At 57.2% G+C, this 4,228-nt stretch carries 4 protein-coding genes; all 4 read right to left on the bottom strand.

The window, feature by feature from the left end; translation table 11 throughout:
• Window positions 1-329: 329 nt before the first annotated feature.
• The 4 genes from rseP to QZQ29_RS09025 are packed head-to-tail and all read right to left on the bottom strand — an operon-like array spanning window position 330 to window position 4,068.
• Window positions 330-1,355, bottom strand: a complete 1,026-nt coding sequence (rseP, locus tag QZQ29_RS09040) for an RIP metalloprotease RseP (RefSeq protein ID WP_296962533.1) — start codon at window positions 1,353-1,355, stop codon at window positions 330-332.
• Complete coding sequence (locus QZQ29_RS09035) at window positions 1,349-2,512, bottom strand: 1-deoxy-D-xylulose-5-phosphate reductoisomerase (RefSeq protein ID WP_296962531.1); 1,164 nt, start codon at window positions 2,510-2,512, stop codon at window positions 1,349-1,351. Before QZQ29_RS09035 ends, rseP begins: the two co-directional genes overlap by 7 nt.
• An 11-nt stretch (window positions 2,513-2,523) precedes the next feature.
• On the bottom strand, window positions 2,524-3,333 hold the full coding sequence (locus QZQ29_RS09030) for a phosphatidate cytidylyltransferase (protein ID WP_296962529.1): 810 nt from the start codon (window positions 3,331-3,333) through the stop codon (window positions 2,524-2,526).
• Window positions 3,334-3,342: 9 nt separating this feature from the next.
• Complete coding sequence (locus QZQ29_RS09025) at window positions 3,343-4,068, bottom strand: isoprenyl transferase (RefSeq protein WP_296962527.1); 726 nt, start codon at window positions 4,066-4,068, stop codon at window positions 3,343-3,345.
• Between the last annotated feature and the right edge of the window lie 160 nt (window positions 4,069-4,228).

Genomic DNA, 4,228 nt, shown 5'->3' with positions numbered 1-4,228 from the left:
CGGGGGCTTCAGCCGGTGGGGGAAGTTTTAGCGACTCTTTCCCTTGAGATGCTTATGAGTTCCAAAGCCCAACGGCGCTAAGAGTTCCCCCTTCGGGGGAAAGGTGGTGCGTCAGCACCAAAAGGGGTGCATTTCCCCCACCCGCCAGAGCGGTTGGCATGTTTTCCATCGGGCAAAGCCCGGTTTGAAGGGTTTATAATACTGGCGGCGCAGCCGCCCACCTCAACCCTCACGGCCTGAAAGGCCGTGTCAAACTTAAGCACCCTCGGGGCGAAAGCCCCGTCAAACCTAAGAACCCTCACGCCCGACAGGGCGTGTCCAAGCGGGCGTCATTTCAAAAGCCCGTTGATATCATTGCACATGGCGAAGAGGAAGAGGCCCAGAAGGATGGTGACTCCCACGGTCTGGATGTAGTAGAGGGCTTTTTCGGGAAGTTCTCTTCCGCTTACGCCTTCGATTAAGGTGAGAATGAGGACGCCGCCGTCCAAGAGGGGTATGGGGAGGAGGTTCAAGAAGCCCAGGTTGAGGCTCAAGAGGGCGATGAAGAGGAGGAGGGAGAGGAAGCCGGTGTCGGCTACCTGGGCGCTCATGCGGGCCACGCCGATGGGGCCTGCCACGTCCGCTTCATGGCCGGTTATCATGTCTGCCAGGCCGGTGACCATCATCTTAAGAAGGAAGACGCAGCGCTCGCCGCCCATGAGGAATGCCTCCCCCACTCCTACCTGATGGTGTTCGAGGTAGGGAGAAATGCCGATGATGGGGCGGCCGCCTTCGCCGTCGGTCATCATGATGGTGAGTGTCTTTTCTTCGCCTTCATGGCTCACTTTGACCGGGACGATGCGGGTGTCCAGATCCTTTGTGATTTTCCCGATATCCGTCCAGGTATTGACTTCTTTTCCTGCCACGGAAAGGATTTTGTCCCCCGCCTCTATCCCCTGTTTTTCGGCGGATGTGCCGGCAAGGACGCCGCCAACCACGGGGAGGTTCGGGAAGGTCTGGTAGCCGGCGTAGAGGAAGGCGCCGACGAAGATGAAGAAGGCCAGGAGCACGTTGGAAATGGAGCCCGCTGCGATGACGAGGAGTCTTGCCCACATGGGGCGGTTCACGAAGGCCCGGGGGTCGTCGGTTTTATCGCTGCTGTCCATGCCGGCGATGCGGTTGAAGCCGCCCAAGGGGATGGCCCTCAAAGAATAGAGGGTTTCCCCTTTCTTCAGGCCCCCCAGTTTGGGTCCGAAGCCTACGGCGAATTCATCCACCCGCATGCCGGTGAGTTTGGCGGTAATGAAGTGGCCGCCTTCGTGGATGAGGACAATCACCGCAAAGACGAAGATGGGAGCGAGGATATTGACTAACATAGAGCCATCCTTTCGATTTCCTGTCCCGCCAGCTGTCTGGCCTCCCTGTCCGCTTCCATAATGTCTTCGTAGGAGCGGATTTCATGGGAAATGAAACGGGAAAGGGTCTTTTCCACTACGTCATAGATGGAGAGGAAGGAAATCCTGCCGGCGATGAAGGCGCGGATGGCTTCTTCGTTGGCCGCGTTGAAGGCGGTGCCGGCGGTGCCTCCCCTCTTCCCCGCTTCGTAGGCCATTTTCAGGGAACGGAAGACTTCCAGGTCCGGTTTTTCGATGATGATAGACGCAATGTCTCTCCAGTTCACGTACTCATGGGACGGCGAAGGAAGTCTTTCCGGATAGGTGAGGGCAAACTGGATGGGAAGGCGCATGTCCGGATTGCCGATCTGCGCTATAATGGAGCCGTCGTCGTATTCCACCATGGAATGGATGAGGCTCTGGGGCTGGACGATCACTTCGATGTCGTCGTAGTCCACGCCGAAAAGCCAGTGGGCTTCGATGACTTCCAGTCCCTTGTTGAACATGGTGGCGGAGTCCAGGGTCACCTTCATGCCCATGTTCCATGTGGGATGTTTCATGGCGTCCGCCACGGTCACATGCTGCAGCTCTTCCCTTGTTTTTCCCCGGAAGGGACCGCCGGAGGCGGTGAGAAGGAGCTTATGGATATGCTTTCTGTCCTGTCCCAGCATGCACTGGAAAATGGCGCTGTGTTCGCTGTCCACGGGACGGATGAGGACGTGGTGCTTTTTTGCTTCTTCCAGCACCAGACTGCCGCCGGCCACAAGAGTTTCCTTATTGGCCAGGGCCAGTTCCTTTTCCGAGCCAATGGCGGCAAGGGTCGGTTTCAATCCTGCAATGCCCACCACCGCCACCAGCACCAGATCCACGTCGTCACGGAGAGCGGCTTTCGTGAGCCCCTCTTCGCCGATAATGATTTCCGCCTTTCCCTTGTAGAGACTTTGAAATTTCTTTCCCGCCTCTTCGTCGCTTATAACAATGGCGGCAGGCTGAAATTCCTCTGCCTGCTGAAGGAGCTTTTCCACGCTTTTGTTGGCGCAGAGCACCTGGGCATGGAAAAGGTCCGGATGGCAGCGGATGACGTCCAGTGTCTGGGTACCGATGGAACCGGTGGAACCTAAAACTGCAATTTCCTTCATAGAAACTCCTTTCACCTAAGCAGGGCCAGCACCGCCGCCAGGGACGGCGCCACAAAGAGAAGGCTGTCGAAACGGTCCATCATGCCGCCGTGGCCGGGCAGAATATTTCCGGAATCCTTAATGTCGCAGGCCCGCTTGATGTAGGACTCGAAAAGGTCCCCCACCGGCGCCATGACCGCCGCCATGACGGAGAGGAAAAAGGCATGGGTCATGTCGTACTTAAAGCCGAAGGCCAGGGCCAGACCCAGCACCACGCAGCCCAGGGCGCCGCCGATAAGGCCTTCCACCGTCTTGTTCGGGCTGATATGGGGCGCCATTTTATGCTTTCCAAGGCTCCTGCCTGCCAGATAGGCAAAGGAATCGCTGGCCCAGGTGCACACCAGGGCAAAGAGGATGAGGAAAATCCCGGGATCCCCGTTCACCGCCCCCGCCGGCAGCAGCTCCCGGCTTCCCCGGAGAAGGACCAGGGTGCCAAAGCCCATGCCGAAGTAAAGGCTTCCAAATGACGTGTACACCAGGTTCGTCATTTCCTCTTTCTTAATGGAGAGAATAAGGAAAAGGAGAAGGCAGAAGGAAAGGAAAATCACCGCCGTGAAGACCTTCACCGAATAAAAACCGGCCGAAAGCACCACCGCCCCTATGGCAATGGCCGCGGGAACGCGATAAATGCGGATGGAAAGCTGCCGCAGCATGCGGTCATACTCCGCAAGGGCGATGAGGGAAACAAGAAATACGGCGCCCGTCAAAAACCAGCCGCCCAGCCATACCAGGCAGAGCACCGCAATGATGCCCACAATGGCCGTAATCACACGAACTTTCATGGTACCTCCCTAGTGATCCTTTTCCGTGAGGCCGCCGAACCGGCGGTCCCTTCCGGTATACCAGTCCACAGCCTTTTGGAGCTCCTCCACCGTGAAATCCGGCCAAAGCACGGGGGTGAAATAGAGCTCGCTGTAGGAAGCCTGCCAGAGAAGGAAATTGGACGTACGGTATTCCCCGCCGGTCCGGATGAGAAGGTCCACATCCATAGCGTCGGAAGGATAAAGATGGGAAGTCACCGTTTCCTCGGTAATGGAAGAAGGATCCATCTCCCCCGCCTTCACCTTCTCTGCGATTTCCTTCACAGCATGGACGATTTCCATGCGGCCGCCGTAATTGATGGCCACATTCAGCACCATGCCGTCATTAGCGGCAGTGTCCCGCTCACAGTCTTCAATGCCCTTTCGGAGCCCTTCGGAAAGGACCGACGTGTCGCCCACGATGTGGACCTGCACATTGTCCTCCACCAGCTCCTTCAGCTGGGAAATCAGATAATTTTTAAAAAGCTTCATCAGGAAGCGCACTTCCAGAGACGGCCTTTTCCAGTTCTCCGTAGAGAAAGCGTAGAGAGTGAGCACCTTGATGCCCATATGGCCGGCGGCCCGCACAATGGTCTTCACATTGGCGGCGCCCACCTGGTGCCCATAGGTCCTCTCCCGGCCTCTCTCCCTGGCCCACCGGCCGTTGCCGTCCAGGATGATGGCCACATGTTCAGGAAAAGCCTTTTTATCAGACATACATATTCCTCGTTTCAGGATACAACAAGATAGTGAAGAACCGCCGATTGATGAAATCAACCGGCGGGTGACGCGCCCAGGGACCGCGAAGCGGCCCGGGTTCAGAAGGTTCAAAAGGTTCAGAGGGTTCAGAGGGGAAGGTATCGCCTTCGGCGATGAG

The organism is uncultured Dialister sp. (assembly GCF_900538805.1).
Taxonomy (GTDB): Bacteria; Bacillota; Negativicutes; order Veillonellales; family Dialisteraceae; genus Dialister.
This window is presented reverse-complemented; position numbering and strand designations above follow the sequence as displayed.